The organism is Nonomuraea rhodomycinica, from assembly GCF_013363995.1.
In the GTDB taxonomy this organism is placed as follows: domain Bacteria; phylum Actinomycetota; class Actinomycetes; order Streptosporangiales; family Streptosporangiaceae; genus Nonomuraea; species Nonomuraea rhodomycinica.
The window spans coordinates 1,454,878-1,469,673 of sequence record NZ_JABWGO010000001.1 but is presented as its reverse complement, the minus strand read 5'-3'; the positions used below and the strand labels follow the sequence as shown (position 1 = coordinate 1,469,673).

The window sequence follows — 14,796 nt, the reverse complement described above, 5'->3', positions numbered from 1 at the left end:
CCGCGGCGTCCCGCTGCCGTGAGTAAGGAGCGGGCGCGGCGTCGCGCGGAGCGTGAGGCGGCGCGGGAGCGCGCCGCCTCGCGCAACGAGGAGCGTCAGGCGCGTGCCGCCCGCCGGCGGGCCGTGGTGGCCCGTCTCACGCCCCGCCCCGTGCGCTTCGCCCGGCAGGGCGGCCTGCGCGCCCGTCGCCGCCGTGCGCAGAACGCCGTCGTGGCACTCGCGTTCGCGCTCGTCCAGGTGATGGTATGGCTGGTGTGGGCCTCCCTCGCCGTCAGCTTCGGCGTCCTGGTCCTGTCCCTGCTGCTCGTCCCTGTTGTGATGACCCTTGCCTTCGACCGGAGGATCTGATGTCGCTCGTACTCCTTCCCGCTGTGGACGTCGCGGACGGCCAGGCCGTACGCCTGGTCCAGGGTGAGGCCGGGACCGAGACCGGCTACGGCGAGCCGCTGGCCGCCGCGCTGGCCTGGCAGGAGGCGGGGGCGGAGTGGATCCATCTGGTCGACCTCGACGCCGCGTTCGGCCGGGGCTCCAACCGTGCGCTGATCACCGACATGATCGGCCGGCTGGACGTGAACGTGGAGCTGTCCGGCGGCATCCGCGACGACGAGTCGCTGGCCGCCGCGCTGGCCACCGGGTGCCGCCGCGTGAACATCGGCACGGCCGCCCTGGAGAACCCCGAGTGGTGCCGCAGGATCATCGCCGAACACGGCGACAAGATCGCGGTCGGTCTGGACGTGCGCGGCACCACGCTGGCGGCGCGCGGCTGGACCGAGGAGGGCGGTGACCTGTGGGAGGTGCTGGAGCGGCTGGAGGCCGACGGCTGCCCCCGCTACGTCGTCACCGACGTCACCAAGGACGGCACGCTGCGCGGTCCCAACCTCGACCTGCTGCGCCAGGTGTGTGCCCGCACCGACAAGCCGGTCGTGGCCAGCGGGGGAGTGTCCTCGCTGGACGACCTGGTGGCGCTGTCGCGGCTCGTGCCGGACGGCGTCGAGGGCGCCATTGTCGGCAGGGCCCTGTACGCCCAGGCGTTCACGCTCGAGAGCGCCCTGGTCGCTGTTCGCGGTTAGAGGGTAGGAGGGGCCGTGGTGAGCAGCATGAGTATGGAGAGCACCGGTTCGCGGGTGTTCTCCGGCGGCGTGTGGGAGGAGCGGTACGGCTACTCCCGCGCTGTCGTGATAGGGGACCGGGTCATCGTGTCGGGCTGCACCGCCACGATCGACGGCGAGGTCCGGCATGTCGGCGACGCCTACCGGCAGAGCCTCACGGCGATGGGCATCGCGCTCGGCGCCGTGGAGCTGGCCGGCCTGACCAAGGAGGACGTGGTGATGGTGCGCTACTACGTGGTGGACCAGCGTCACTTCGACCTGGTCGGCCGGGCCATCGGGGAGGTGTTCGGCGAGGTCCGTCCCGCCTGCACGGGCGTGCGGGTCGCCGGCCTGGTGGACCCGCGCATGCTGGTCGAGATCGAGATTGAGGCGATGCGCGCATGACCGTGGCCGTCAGGGTGATCCCCTGCCTGGACGTCGACGCCGGCCGGGTGGTCAAGGGCGTCAACTTCGCCAACCTGCGCGACGCGGGCGACCCCGTCGAGCTGGCCAGGCGCTACGACGCGGAGGGCGCCGACGAGCTGACCTTCCTCGACATCACCGCCTCCTCCGGTGAGCGGGACACGATGCTGGACGTGGTCCGCAGGACCGCCGAGCAGGTGTTCATCCCGCTGACCGTGGGCGGCGGCATCCGCTCGGTGGACGACGTGGACCGGCTGCTGCGGGCGGGGGCCGACAAGGTCTCGCTCAACACGGCGGCCATCGCCCGTCCCGAACTGCTGACCGAGGCGTCGCGGCGTTTCGGCGCGCAGTGCGTGGTGCTGTCGGTGGACGCGCGCCGGGCGCCCGGCACGCCGAGCGGGTTCGAGGTGACCACGCACGGCGGGCGGCGCGGCACGGGCCTCGACGCGGTGGAGTGGGCGGCGCGCGGCGAGGAGCTGGGCGTGGGCGAGATCCTGCTCAACTCGATGGACGGCGACGGCACGCGCGAGGGTTACGACCTGGAGATGCTGCGCGCGGTGCGGGCCGTGGTGCACGTCCCGGTGATCGCCAGCGGCGGCGCCGGACGGCTGGAGGACTTCCCGCCGGCGGTGGAGGCGGGCGCGGACGCGGTGCTGGCGGCGTCGGTGTTCCACTTCGGCACCCTCAAGATCGCCGACGTGAAGGAGACGCTCCGCACGGCGGGTTATCCGGTGCGCTAGACAAGGGCTTCGAAGCGCGGTGTTCGCATGATCGCGCTTGGAACGGTGCGGCTCGGGCTGTGCGGGGCTTCACAGCGCGGTCCTCACATGCGCGCGCTTCGCGCGATGAGGCTCGGGCTGTGACAGGGGGGGAGCCGAGCTCCCCCGCACCCCCTTTGCCGGGGCCTCCCGGCCAATGCCGGGACGTCAAGAGATCTGCGTGGTTGTCAAGGGGGAGCTGATAAGGGCGAAGCTCCTGTAAGACGAGGTCAGCGTCAGGCCGTACACGGCCTCGAGTTGCTCGCTCCTGGCCAGGGTTTCCGGCGTGAAAGGCATCTTGCCCTCGAAGGAGTGCAGTGCGATGCCCTCCACCAAGTGTGGAGATTTTCTCCAGGCGGTGTCGAATTCTGATGAAATCTGTCAAAGGATCTGGACGGAGAGTCCGGCGCGGGTCAGAATCCGACTGAAGATCACCGAAACAAACCCGGTACCCCCCATAGGCCGCCCTCCGAAGCCGCCACGGCGCCGTCGGAGCGGACCCGTGCGGCCGCATGCACCACGGCGTGCTGAACGCCCACCAGATCGCCCGATTCGTCACCCGTAGCCCTCCGTTCACCCCCCACATCGGGAGAGGTCATGGACGCACCGAGTGAGTTAGATCTGCCCGAAACCCACTGGAATCGTTTTCAGCAACCAGCGCGCCCCTCGCCGTGGCCGCGGCGGCTGGCGACCGTGCTGGCCGTCGTCATGATCGCGCCGCTGGCGTACGCGATGCCCGCGAGCGCGGCGCCACGTTCGGCCCCCGTCGTACGGAACGAGAGCCCGGTGCGCGGGCGGCCCGTACCGGTGCTGCCCAGGACGGTCGACCAGGCGGAGAAACAGGCGTGGAAGGCGCCGCCGGGCGTCACCTGGCCGAAACCGCAGGCCGTCGAGCTGGACACCACGGGCAGGACACGGACCCTGGCCGCCGGCTTCCCGGTGCGGGCCACCACGCCGAAGACAGCTGCCAAGACGACCGGCGAGCCGAGGACGGCCGCCCAGGAGACGGCCGGCGAGCCGAAGACGGCCGCCCAGGAGACGGCCGCTCCGAAGGCGGATGCCGCGCCCGAACGGGTCCGCGTCGAACTGCTCGACACCGCCAAGACCGGCATGCTCGGGCTCGCGATGCGGGTGACGCCGGGCCAGGGCATCGCGGCGAGGTCCGGCCGGACACGCCTGGAGATCGACTACTCGGGTTTCCGCTACGCCTCCGGCGGTGACTACGCCTCGCGGCTGCGCCTGGTGAAGCTGCAGGACTGCGCGCTGGCCCCCACCACGGGCGGCGCGGCCACCGGAGCCTGCCCGCTGCCGGAGCCGGTGCCGTCCGAGAACGACACCAAGGCCGGCACCATCAGCGCCGACCTGGACCTGCCGGCGCTGTACGCGGTGACGGCCGCGGCCTCGGGCCCGGCGGGCGACCACTCCGCCACCTCGCTCGCGCCGTCGGCCGAGTGGAGCGTCGGCGCCCAGTCGGGTGACTTCGGCTGGAGCTACGAGCTGCGGGCGCCGCCGGCGCTCGGCGGTGACGAGCCGGAGATGACGGTCGCCTACTCCGCGCAGAGCGTGGACGGCCGCACCGCCTCGACCAACAACCAGCCATCGTGGGTCGGAGAGGGCTTCGAGCTCAACCCGGGCGGCTTCATCGAGCGCCAGTACAAGTCCTGCATGCTCGACGGCAAGAAGACCGGCGACCTGTGCTGGGACGGCGAGAACGTCACCCTGTCCCTCGGCGGCTCGGCGGTCGAGCTGATCAAGGACGCCACGACCAAGCAGTGGCGGCCCAAGCGCGACGACGGTACCCGCGTCGAGTACCTCAAGGGCGCCGTCAACGGCGACAACGACGGCGAGTACTGGCGCGTCACCACGGCCGACGGCACCCAGTACACCTTCGGCCTGAACCGGCTGCCCGGCTGGGTGTCCGGCAAGCCGGAGACCAAGTCGGTGCAGACGGTGCCGGTGTTCGGCAACAACAGCGGGGAGCCCTGCTACAACAGCACCCCGGCCGACGCCTGGTGCCAGCAGGCGTACCGGTGGAACCTCGACCTGTCGGTCGACACCCACGGCAACGCGATCACGTACTGGTACGAGACCGAGAAGAACTACTACGGCCGCAACATGAAGCCCGAGCTGGGCACCGTGTACACGCGTGGCGGCTACCTGACCCGCATCGACTACGGCTACCTGCAGGGCGAGCTGTTCACCCGGTCGCCCGCGGCCCGCGTCGTCTTCGACGTCGCCGAGCGGTGCGTCCCCGGCGGGACGGTCACCTGCGCCGCCGACCAGTTCACGAAGGAGAACGCGAGTCACTGGCCCGACGTCCCCTTCGACCAGGTCTGCGACGCCGGCGTCAAGTGCACCGACCGGCTCGCGCCGACGTTCTTCACCCGCAAGCGGCTGGCCAAGGTCACCACGCAGATCGTCAACGCCACGGGCGGCTACAACCCGGTGGACTCCTGGACGCTGACCCACCAGTTCCCCGCCTCCGGTGACGGCATGAGCCCGGCGCTGTGGCTGGCGTCCATCCAGCAGACCGGACATGTGGGCGGCACGGTCACGCTGCCCAAGGTCACGTTCACCGGCGTCCAGCTTCCCAACCGGGTGGACGCCGACGAGGGCCGCGCCCCGCTGGTCAAGTGGCGGGTCCAGACGGTGAACAACGAGAACGGCGGAGAGCTGCGGGTCAGCTACTCGGCCGCCGACTGCAAGCCCGGCGACGTGCCCGCCGCCGACAAGAACACCAGGCTGTGCTTCCCGCAGCGCTGGGCGCCGCCGAACGAGGGCGAGGTCACCGACTGGTTCCACAAGTACGTGGTCACGCAGACCGTCGAGGTGGACCGGGTCGCCGGATCGCCGTGGGTGGTCACCGACTACGAGTACCTCGACGGAGCCGCCTGGCACTTCACCGACAGCAACCTGGTCAAGCCGGCCCACCGCACGTGGTCCGACTGGCGCGGGTTCGGCCGGGTGCGGGTGCGCCAGGGCGACGGGAAGGACGTCAAGCGCACGCTGACGGAGTTCCGGTACTTCCGCGGCATGGACGGCGACAAGCTGGCCGACGGATCCAAGCGCGACGTCCAGGTCGTGGACTCCGAGGGCGGCAAGATCGACGACCTCGACCAGTACGCGGGCCTGGAACGGGAGGAGATCCTGCACGACGGCGACGGCGGCCCGATCGTGACCGCGACGACAGAGGAGCCGTGGTCGCTCAAGACCGCCGAGTCCACGCAGGGCGGTGTCACCAAGGCGGCGTACATCGTCGAACCGAAGTCGATGGTCACCCGCACGGCCCTGGAGGGCGGGAAGTGGCGGCGCACCGGCGAGACCCGCGCCTACGACGAGCACGGCCTGCTCACCCAGGTGGAGGAGCAGAACGACCTGGCCACCACCGACGACGACCAGTGTGTGCGCTACACCTACGCCCGCAACAGCACGGCCTGGATGCTCGACTACGAGAGCCGGATCCAGAAGGTCGCCGCGGGGTGCGGCACCGCCGTGTCCACGCTGGCCGCGGGTGACATCATCTCCGACGAACGCGTGCAGTACGACAGCAGGCCGTACGGGCAGGGCCCGGTCAAGGGCGACATCACCACGATCCAGGAGGTGGTCTCCGGGGACGGCACGACCGTCACCAACTCCGTCCTGACCTACGACGCTTACGGGCGCACGACCAGCGAGACCGACGCGGTCGGCACCACGGTCAAAACCACCTACACGCCGGCCTCCGGCGCGCCGGCGACCGAGGTCAAGGAGACCAACCCCCTGGGCCACGAGGAGCGCACCCTTCTCGAACCCGCCTGGGGCCGGCCGGTGGCCGAGATCGACGCGAACGGCAAGCGCGTCGACATGGAGTACGACGCGCTCGGCCGCCTGGTCAAGGTGTGGCAGTCCGACCGGAGCAAGGCGGCGGGCCAGTCGCCCAGCACCGAGTACTCCTACCTGACCCGCCCCGACGGTCCCAGCGTCGTCACCACGAAAACCCTGAGGGCCGACGGCGGCTACACCACCAGCCACGAGCTGTACGACGGGCTGCTGCGCGAGCGGCAGACCCAGGAGCCCGCGCCGCGTGACGACCAGACGCAGGACCCGGCGCTGCGTGACGGGCGCACCGTCACCGACACCTTCTACAACTCTCTCGGCGAGGTGGCCAGGAGCAACGGCGGCTACTTCAGTCCCGGCGCCCCCTCCACCGACCTGCTCGCGGTGGCCGACACGGACGTGCCGAGCCAGCTCGGCTACGTCTACGACGGGACCGGCGAGGTCACCGCCCAGGTGCTGCGGGCCAAGGGCGTCGAGAAGTGGCGGGCCACGGCCACGACGCAGGGTGACCGGGTGCACATCACGCCCCCGCCCGGCGGCACCGCCACGACCCGCATCGGCGACGCCGACGACCGGCTCATCGAGCTGCGGCAGTACGAGGGCGCCACGCCGACCGGCGAGTACGACGCGACGAAGTACACCTACGACGCCGCGGGCCGGCTCGCCACGGTGACCGACCCGGCCGGCAACGTCTGGCGGCACCACTACGACCTGCGGGGCCGTGAGATCAAGACGGAGGACCCCGACAAGGGCGTCACCACGTTCACCTACAACGACGCCGACGAGCTGCTCACCTCCACCGACGCGCGCGGCAAGACCCTCGCCTACGTCTACGACGAGCTGGGCCGCAAGAAGGAGCTGCGCGAGGGCTCCAAGGACGGGCCGCTGCTCGCCTCGTGGGAGTACGACAAGCTGGCCAAGGGGCACCAGAACGCCGCGATCCGCTACGTCGGCGGCCAGGCGTACAAGGCGGAGATCAACGCGATCGACTCCGACTACCGCGCCCTGCGGGAGACCGTCACCATCCCCGAGCGGGAAGGCAAGCTCGCCGGGACGTACGTGCTCAACACCCGCTACACCCTCGACGACGAGGTCCAGTCGGTCAGCTTCCCCGCCGGAGGCGGCCTGGCCGACGAGCAGGTCGTCTACGACTACGACGAACTGGGCCAGCCCACCAAGGTGACCGGCTTGTCGTCGTACGTCACGGCCGCCCGCTACTCCAAGCTCGGAGAGGTGCTGCAGTACGAGCTGAGCACGGGCGGCAGGAAGAGCTGGCTCACCTACACCCACGACGAGGTCACCCAGCGGCTGACCCGGACGCGGCTGGACCGCGAGTCCGAGCCGGCGGCCGACCTGGACCTCAACTACACCTACGACCCCGCCGGCAACCTCACCAAGATCAGCGACAAGGGCGCGCGCGGCCCCGACACGCAGTGCTTCACCTACGACCACCTGCGCCGGCTGACCTCGGCGTGGACCGCCACCGACGACTGCGCCTCCGGCAGCCCGCAGCCGGACAAGATCGGCGGCGTGGCCCCGTACGCGACCAGCTACGCCTACGACGTCACGGGCAACCGGACGAAGGAGACGCAGCACGCGTTCGGCGGGCGCCAGGAGTCGGTCCGCACCTTCACCTACCCCAAGGCCGGCGAGAAGCAGCCGCACGCGCTGCAGACCGTCGGGGCGGACGTGTTCGAGTACGACCCGACCGGCAACACCACCAGGCGCAAGGTCGGCACCTCCGACCAGACCCTGACCTGGGACGCCGAGGGCAACCTGGAGTCGGTCACCGAGGCGGGCAAGACCACGTCGTTCGTCTACGACGCCGACGGCGACCGGCTGATCCGCCGGACGCCGACCGACACCACCCTCTACATCGATGACATGGAGCTGCGCCTCGACACCGCCAAGGACGTCGTCGAGCAGACCCGCTACTACACCATCAACGGCGAGCCCGTCGCGGTGCGCACGCCGGACAACCAGGTCTACTTCCTGGCCGGCGACCACCAGGGCACGGCCCTGGCCGCGGTCAACGCCGGCAGCGGCGACCTGGCGGTCCGCAGGCTGACGCCGTTCGGCGAGGACCGCGGCTCGCCACCGGAGTGGTGGCCGGGCCAGCGCGGCTTCGTCGGCGGCGTCAAGGACCAGTCGATCGGCCTGGTCCAGCTCGGCGCCCGCGAGTACGACGCCAGGAACGGCCGGTTCCTGTCGGTCGACCCCGTCATCGACGAGGAGGACCCGCAGCAGCTCAACGCCTACGCCTACGCCAACAACAGCCCCGTCACCATGAGCGACGCCGACGGGCAGTGGGTGTGGATCATCGTCGCGGTGGTGGGCAGGTTCGCGGCGCGGCAACTGGCGAAGAAGCTCGCCCAGCAGGCGGCACGCCGCGAGGCCATCCGCCTGGCCAGGCAGCGCGCCATCGCCAGGGCCAAGGCGCTGGCCCGCGAGCAGGCCAGGAAGAGGGCCCTGGCCAAGGCCAAGAAGGAGGCCGAGCAGAAGGCAAAGCGGAAGGCGAAGGAGCTGGCCAGGAGGAAGAAGGCGGAGGAGGCCAAGAAGAAGGCGGAGGAGGCGCGCAAGAAGGCCGCGGAGGCGGCCCGCAAACGCCGGGCCGCCAAGGCCAAACGCCAGGCCAAGCAGGCCGCGCGCCGGACCCTGCGGCACGTGAAGAAGAAGACCGGCGGGCGCGTGACCAGGCTCCCGCGCTATGAACGCCAGCGGCCGGGCCGCCGGCCGACCAGTCATAGGGCGGGGCAGCGGCAGTCGCCGCCCAAGTCGGCCCGCTCGCGCGCCGCGAGACCGGGGCAGGTGTACGGCAACAACGGCGTGGCACAGCCGACCCAGTCGGTGACGGTGTTCCGCAACGGCAAGATGTACCCGGACGGTGCGCCCCCGCCGAACCTGACCGGGCCCTCGGGCTCGGGGCAGGGCTTGAGGCAGGACTACAAACCGCAGGAACTGGAACCGCCGGAGACACGGACCGGCACGATCAGCGACGCCGGCTTCCGGATGATCCGTTACTTCGACCAGAGCGGACTGGACGACTTCTTCGGAGGCCTGTTCTGAGGTGTGAGGGGCTCCACGGCACGGACCTCGCACGGGCGCGCTCCGCGCGATGAGGCTCGGGCTGTGACAGCGGGGGAGCCGAGCTCCCCCGCACCCCCTTGCCGGGCCTAGCTGCCCGCCGGGCCTCGATCTCGCTGGGCCGGTCGAGACCAGAGGAACGCCAGCCGGCCTGCTGCCGGCCGTCGACGAAGGACCTGCGCGGGCGCTGCTGCCGGCGACAAGCCTTCTGACGTCTGCCTTGCATCAGCAGAGACCCGGCCGGCCAAGTTCTCCTCGCACCGGATCCATCCCAGACGTACACCTCACTGGCCCGCTGGCCGTCCTAGTCCCCGCCGGTACCGATACGCCCACTCCGACGCCGACCGGCGGGCCGTCCAGCGGCGATGATCCACGCTTCCGGACCTGCGGGGAGGCCAACGCCGCGGGGTATGGCCCGCACTATCGCGGCCGCGACCCCGAGTGCTCCTGGTATCAGGACCGAGACGGTGAAGGCGTGGTCTGCGAGCGGTAGATGTACGGTGTCGCCGACCTTTCTCAGGGGTGCGGGCCGGCGACAAGCTGCACGTGCTTCTCTCGTGCCTCGTCGGCGTCGTCCTGATGCTGTTGTGCCCTCAGTACGGTCGGCGACCGTGTTCAGGCGCGCTCGCGCTCGGCCCGCCGCCGGACCAGTTCCTCGATGGCGCTCGGCAGGGTCGTCTCGAAGTCGATCAGCTTGGCCCACGTCGGGGTGACCACGATGCGGACCATGCCGTCGTAGAGCGAGCGGATCTCGGCCTCCCACGCGACCCGCTGCTCGGGCGTCATCTCGTACGAGCCGTTCATCTGGAGGTACTCCTCCGGGATGCCGTCGACGACGTCCAGTTCGGCCCGGCCGCGGATGAGCAGGATCTTGGGCGGGTGCACCTCGGTGTCGATCGTCAGGGCGACCATCGGGTTCTCGCGCAGAGCGGGGAGCTTCGGGGCGTTCTTCGTCGTGCACATGACGATCTCCGAACCGTTCCAGGTGAACGCGATCGGGACGTTCCGCGGCGTGCCGTCCTTGGCCACGTACGCCAGCCGGGTCACGTCGCGCGCCAGCAGCTCTCGGCTGATCGGCCGGTCCAGGATCTCGGTGATCTCGTTCGCTCGCATGGCGGTCCCTTCAGGGTCGTTGTCGTGATCCGTCCCAGGGACGGAGCCGCCGGAGCATTCTCGACATCCGCCGCCCCCGAGTTCTCGATTTTTCCCCGGCCGCCACCGCTACTCATCACCATCCCGCACCGGGTCCGGCTGGTGGTCGACGCGGCCCGACGTCGCGTAGACGGCGGTCAGCGCACCGGAAGGCGGAGCGGCTCTGCCGATCTAAAGAACGGCGAAGGCTTTTTTGAGAGGCGTACGAAGCCCAGCCAGGCTGCTACAGCCTCTGACCTGCGGTGAGCGCTCGCACTTACCGCCCGGGTTTTTTTCGACGGTTCTCCGGCCGTCGCGAGAGCCGCCGCCCCAGCGACCGCCAGCACGCCGAACACCACCTGGGAGATCGTCGGCAGCTCGCTGAAATTGGCCGCCACCCCCGCGAACATGGTGCCCGCCGACAGTGTGACCAGCGTGCCCCGGTTCGATCGTCTCTCGGGGCCTCGCCGCCTCGCCCGCCCTCCCATGGGGACAAACTAACCGCCGTCCGTGGCTGACACGACGTGAACGCCGGAACCCGGCATCCTCCCCGAACGGCCGAACGGCCGGACGCCCGCACCTTCTCTGCTCGCTGACCAAGGCGGTCGGCAGGGGACTGCTCATCTCCCCGGACGGGCCCGGCGCTCACGGAGGGTGGGAGCGAGCAGGACGATCGCGGCCACCGAGACCAGGAGGAACGCGGCGACGGCCACCTTCAGCGGGCCAGGCGCGTCCCCGGCGGTGAGGCCGGGCACCGCGACCAGGGCGGACAGCGCCCTGCTGGCGACGACCGCCCGGACGGCGCCGCGGCTCCCACTCCGCCAGGCCGGTACCAGGCCGGCCAGGGTGATCAGGCCGAGCGGCACCGCGATGACGGCGGCGATCGGCGGCACGCCCGGCGTCCCGGCGGTGGCCAGGTCGGACACGCCCAGCAGGCCCGCCAGGGCGAGCCCCGTGGTGACGAGGCCGGTTCTCATCGCAGGCCCCCGTCCTCGCGCGTGCCGCCGGGGCGGATGGACCCGGCCCGGTGCCGGGCGAAGGCGAGCGCCGCGGCGCCGAAGCCCACCGCGGTCAGCCCCCAGGCCAGGCCGTCGAGCGCGGCGTTCGGTACGACGGCGGCGAACACGGCGTGCAGGGGCTGGGAGACGATCAGCACGATCCCTGCCCAGGCCGGGACGGTCCGGCCGCGCCACAGGGCGGCCCCGAGCAGAGCCACGCCGAGGATGTGGCCGAGCACGAACAGCGTGGTGGCCGCCGAGACGGCGGGCAGAGCGTGCAGGCCGTCGAGAAGTCGTGCGGCCGCACCGGGGTCGAGGCCGTCGCGGACCGCCGACAGCGCGAGGTGGTCGCCGATGCCCACGGCGTACAGCGAGGAGAAGCCGGCGACGGCCAGCACCAGCCCGGCCGTCCCCAGGGCGGGGGCGCGCCGGACGGCGAGCAGGCCGATCGCGATCGTCCCGGGCACCAGGGTCAGGGCGGCGGCGAAGGCGAGCCACAGCACAGCGCTCTGCGCGTCCTGGTGGGCGGCGACCTTGCCGACGAGCCGGGCCGGGCCGTCGGCCGTGGAGTAGGGCAGGATGGCGCGCAGGATCGCGACGGCCAGCGGGCCGACCGGGATGAGCAGGGCGAACGCGGCGCGCGACGGCGGGACGGCCTTCCGCGTGGTCGCGGACGTGGCGGTGGTCATGGAAGAGCCTCCGGAATCGTCGGGGGTGGAGGTCGATGTCCGAAGCGTCGGCTTTCGCCGTTCCCGGGCGCATGGGCCGGGGCCGCCGGCGGGCCGGGAGGATGTCCCGGCCGTCCAGGAGCGCACACCCACGACAAACGGGTCCGGGCGCCCCATCATGTGCTCATGACAGCGGGTGACTCCTCCGACTCGCGGGCGGGGGCACGGTGGCCGGGCGTGCTGTCGGCCGGGCTCTTCGGCCTCGCCGTCGTCGAGGTCGCCGTCTCCGTGCTCGGCGGGGCGGTGGCGGGGATGACCTGGACCGAGGCGTGGGACCGCTTCGTCGTGACGAACGCGGCGATGGGCCTGTCGTTCCCGGTCGGCGGTGTCCTGGTGGCCTGGCACCGGCCCCGCAACCCGGTCGGCTGGCTGCTGCTGGCCGCCGGGATCGGGCACGCCACGACGGCCGCGCTCGTTCCCCTCGCCGAGGCCGGTGTGCGCGACGGCTGGCCGATCGGCCTGAACCGCACGCTCGTCACCGTCGCCGCGTGGGCGTGGCCGTGGTCGATCGGGTTGTGCCTGCCGCTGGTCCTGCAGCTCTTCCCCGACGGCCGTCCCGTCTTCCGGCGGCTGATGTGGGCCACGGTGGTGACCTCGCCGCTCTTCGTGCTGGAGATGGGCGCCGGCCCGGACCCCGTGGTCGCCGGGCTGTCCGGCCACCTGGTCATCCACGCGGACCTCGACGCGCTCTGGACGGCGGTCGAGGTGCGCGGCGTGGTCGCCGTGGCGATCGGCCTGGTGGCGCTGGTGGTGCGCTACCGGCGCGGGGACGAGCGGCGGCGCCGTCAGCTGCTGTGGCTCATGCAGGCGGTGCTGCTCGTCCTCATCGTGATGGTGCCGTGGGGCGTCCTGCGGAACGCGCCGGTCCACGTGCTGCTCGCGATCCCGCTCGTCCCCGCCGCGATGACCGTGGCGATCCTGCGCCACCAGTTGCTCGACATCCGGCTGGTGGTGTCGAGGACGGTGCTGTACGCGCTGCTCACGGCCGTCGTCGTCGCCTCGTACGTCGCTCTGGTGGCCCTGTTCGACGGCGTGATGCGGCGTGAGGTGGGGCTGGGCGGTTCGGCGGCGGCCACCGTGCTGATCGCCGTGGGGTTCAATCCGGTGCGGGTACGGCTCCAGCGGGTCGTGGACCGGATCCTGTACGGGGACCGCGCCGATCCCGTGCGGGCGGTGTCCCGGGTCGGGGCGCGGCTGGACACCGGTCTTCCCGGGGTGCTGGAGGCCGTACGGGAGGCGCTGCGCCTGCCGTTCGCCGCCCTCCGCGTCGACAACACCGAGGTGGCGTCCTGCGGCGCCGCGCCCGAACTGCTGCACACGATCCCGCTCACCTACGGCGGGGTACGGGTGGGCGAGCTGGTCATCGGGCTCCGTGCGGGTGAGAAACGCCTCGGCGGCCCGGACCGCGCGGTCCTGGAGCTGCTGGCGGCGCCGCTCTCGGTGGCGGTGCACGCGGTCGCCCTCTCCGAGCAGCTGCAGCGCTCGCGCGAGGCCCTGGTGGCGGCCCGCGAGGAGGAACGGCGGCGCCTGCGCCGCGATCTGCACGACGGCCTGGGCCCGGTGCTGACCGGCGTGACGTTCAAGGCCGACGCCGCGGGCAACCTGCTGGCCACCGACCCCGGCTCGGCCCGGGCTCTCCTCGCCGAACTGCGCGCCGAGGCCACCCAGGCCATCGACGACATCCGGCGGCTGGTCCACGACCTTCGGCCGCCGGCCCTGGACGACCTCGGGCTGGCCGGCGCGATCCGGCAGCGCGCCGCCCAGCTCGAACGCCCCGGCATGACGGTACGCGTCGAGGCCGCCGACCTGCCCGCCCTGCCCGCGGCTGTCGAGGCGGCGGCGTACCGGATCGCGGTGGAGGCCCTCACCAACGCGGTGCGGCACTCCGGCGCGGGCCGGGTGCGCGTACGGATCCGCGCCGACGGGCACCCGGCCGCGGCCGGGCCGGCCACCCGCTGCCTGCACGTCGAGGTGGCCGACGACGGCACCGGTTCCGGCGGCGCGTGGCGGCCGGGAGTCGGCATGCGTTCGATGCGCGAGCGCGCCGCCGAGCTGGGCGGCACCTGCACCGCGGGCGCCGCGCCCACCGGCGGCGGCCGGGTGGCCGCCACGTTACCCTTGGGGGCACCATGATCAGGATCGTGCTGGCCGACGACCATCCGGTGGTGCGCAGCGGCCTGCGCGCGCTCCTGGACTCCATCAGCGGCCTGACCGTGGTGGCGGAGGCGGCCGACGGTCACGCCGCCGTCCGCGAGGCGGTGGCGCGCAAGCCCGACGTCCTGGTCATGGACATCCGGATGCCGCACCTGGACGGCATCGAGGCCACCCGCCGGATCGCCCAGGCGGCGCCCGGGGTCGCGGTGCTCATGCTCACCATGTACGAGGACGACGACTCGGTGTTCTCCGCGATGCGTGCCGGTGCCCGCGGCTATCTGCTCAAGGGCGCCCAGCAGGACGAGATCGCCCGCGCCATCCACGCCGTTGCCGGCGGCCAGGCCATCTTCGGCCCCGGTGTGGCCCGCCGGGTGCTGGGCTTCTTCGCCGCCCCGCCGGTCGTCCAGGAGCCCTTCCCCGAGCTCACCGACCGCGAGCGTGAGGTTCTCGACCTCATCGCCGCCGGCCGTCCCAACGGCGAGATCGCCCGCCGCCTGGCCATCGCTCCGAAAACGGTCGCCAACCACATCTCCAGCATCTTCACCAAGCTCCAGGTGGCCGACCGCGCCGAGGCGATCATCCGAGCCCGCGACGCCGGGCTCGGCCGCCTCTGACC

The 14,796-nt window shown here is 71.9% G+C and carries 12 protein-coding genes; 8 read left to right on the top strand and 4 right to left on the bottom strand.

All coding sequences use genetic code 11. From position 1 onward, the window contains the following. Positions 1–18: 18 nt before the first annotated feature. The 4 genes from HT134_RS06805 to hisF are packed head-to-tail and all read left to right on the top strand — an operon-like array spanning position 19 to position 2,251. Positions 19–348: a hypothetical protein gene (locus HT134_RS06805; RefSeq protein WP_175599317.1), complete on the top strand. Its 330-nt coding sequence runs from the start codon at positions 19–21 to the stop codon at positions 346–348. Then, positions 348–1,070: a bifunctional 1-(5-phosphoribosyl)-5-((5-phosphoribosylamino)methylideneamino)imidazole-4-carboxamide isomerase/phosphoribosylanthranilate isomerase PriA gene (gene priA / locus HT134_RS06800; RefSeq protein ID WP_175599316.1), complete on the top strand. Its 723-nt coding sequence runs from the start codon at positions 348–350 to the stop codon at positions 1,068–1,070. The genes HT134_RS06805 and priA overlap by 1 nt, the downstream gene beginning before the upstream one ends. 27 nt (positions 1,071–1,097) lie before the next feature. After that, on the top strand, positions 1,098–1,493 hold the full coding sequence (locus HT134_RS06795) for a RidA family protein (protein ID WP_175600189.1): 396 nt from the start codon (positions 1,098–1,100) through the stop codon (positions 1,491–1,493). Continuing rightward, complete coding sequence (gene hisF / locus HT134_RS06790; RefSeq protein WP_175599315.1) at positions 1,490–2,251, top strand: imidazole glycerol phosphate synthase subunit HisF; 762 nt, start codon at positions 1,490–1,492, stop codon at positions 2,249–2,251. The genes HT134_RS06795 and hisF overlap by 4 nt, the downstream gene beginning before the upstream one ends. Before the next feature lie 186 nt (positions 2,252–2,437). Here the strand turns inward: hisF and HT134_RS44625 are convergent, their stop codons facing one another. After that, positions 2,438–2,605, bottom strand: coding sequence for a hypothetical protein (locus tag HT134_RS44625; RefSeq protein ID WP_217707223.1), 168 nt, complete (start codon positions 2,603–2,605; stop codon positions 2,438–2,440). A 261-nt stretch (positions 2,606–2,866) separates the two neighbouring features. Here HT134_RS44625 and HT134_RS06785 point away from each other — a divergent pair, with 261 nt between their 5' ends. Then, on the top strand, positions 2,867–9,151 hold the full coding sequence (locus HT134_RS06785; RefSeq protein WP_175599314.1) for an RHS repeat-associated core domain-containing protein: 6,285 nt from the start codon (positions 2,867–2,869) through the stop codon (positions 9,149–9,151). Between the two features lie 238 nt (positions 9,152–9,389). After that, positions 9,390–9,662, top strand: coding sequence for an excalibur calcium-binding domain-containing protein (locus tag HT134_RS48025; RefSeq protein WP_217707222.1), 273 nt, complete (start codon positions 9,390–9,392; stop codon positions 9,660–9,662). 122 nt (positions 9,663–9,784) lie between these two features. Here the strand turns inward: HT134_RS48025 and HT134_RS06775 are convergent, their stop codons facing one another. The 3 genes from HT134_RS06775 to HT134_RS06765 all read right to left on the bottom strand — a co-directional run bounded on the left by HT134_RS06775 (position 9,785) and on the right by HT134_RS06765 (position 11,987). Beyond that, positions 9,785–10,282: a pyridoxamine 5'-phosphate oxidase family protein gene (locus tag HT134_RS06775; RefSeq protein WP_175599313.1), complete on the bottom strand. Its 498-nt coding sequence runs from the start codon at positions 10,280–10,282 to the stop codon at positions 9,785–9,787. A gap of 638 nt (positions 10,283–10,920) precedes the next feature. Next, complete coding sequence (locus HT134_RS06770) at positions 10,921–11,277, bottom strand: hypothetical protein (RefSeq protein ID WP_175599312.1); 357 nt, start codon at positions 11,275–11,277, stop codon at positions 10,921–10,923. Continuing rightward, on the bottom strand, positions 11,274–11,987 hold the full coding sequence (locus tag HT134_RS06765; protein ID WP_175599311.1) for a hypothetical protein: 714 nt from the start codon (positions 11,985–11,987) through the stop codon (positions 11,274–11,276). The genes HT134_RS06770 and HT134_RS06765 overlap by 4 nt, the downstream gene beginning before the upstream one ends. Before the next feature lie 165 nt (positions 11,988–12,152). Here HT134_RS06765 and HT134_RS06760 point away from each other — a divergent pair, with 165 nt between their 5' ends. Both HT134_RS06760 and HT134_RS06755 read left to right on the top strand, forming a co-directional pair. Further along, positions 12,153–14,159: a histidine kinase gene (locus HT134_RS06760; RefSeq protein ID WP_175599310.1), complete on the top strand. Its 2,007-nt coding sequence runs from the start codon at positions 12,153–12,155 to the stop codon at positions 14,157–14,159. Beyond that, positions 14,156–14,794 (top strand): response regulator, encoded by a 639-nt coding sequence (locus HT134_RS06755; RefSeq protein WP_175599309.1) that lies wholly within the window; start codon positions 14,156–14,158, stop codon positions 14,792–14,794. The genes HT134_RS06760 and HT134_RS06755 overlap by 4 nt, the downstream gene beginning before the upstream one ends. The last annotated feature ends 2 nt before the right edge of the window (positions 14,795–14,796 follow it).